General features: G+C 63.8%; 1 protein-coding gene. It reads right to left on the minus strand.

The window, feature by feature from the left end:
- Nucleotides 1–447, minus strand: a 447-nt coding sequence (locus tag DH10_RS29080; RefSeq protein WP_192385617.1) for a formate--tetrahydrofolate ligase, incomplete at both ends; no start/stop codon positions are given.

A 447-nucleotide genomic window follows, 5' to 3' on the forward strand; every position in this document is an offset into this window, starting at 1 on the left:
CGAGAACTGCGAGGCGCCGGATTCGGCAAGCTTGACGACTCTGTGGGCGAGATCCTCGATGCCGGCCGAGCCTTGCGCCCAGTGCTTGCACAGGATCGCATCTGCACCCATCGAGGCGACAAAGTCCTTCAACGCCCTGATCTCGGTCTCGGTGTCGGTGGTGAAGTGGTTGATCGCCACCACCACCGGCACGCCGAACTGGTGCACGTTCTCGATGTGGCGGCCGAGGTTGAGGCAGCCCTTCTTGACCGCCTCGATGTTCTCCTTGCCGAGCTCTTCCTTCTTGACGCCGCCGTTCATCTTCATGGCGCGCACGGTGGCGACGATGACGGCGGCCGACGGCTTCAAGCCCGCCTTGCGGCACTTGATGTCGAAGAACTTTTCGGCGCCGAGGTCGGCGCCGAAGCCGGCTTCGGTCACGACGTAGTCGGCAAGCTTCAGCGCCGT

The organism is Mesorhizobium silamurunense (assembly GCF_014843825.1).
Lineage (GTDB): Bacteria > Pseudomonadota > Alphaproteobacteria > Rhizobiales > Rhizobiaceae > Mesorhizobium > Mesorhizobium silamurunense.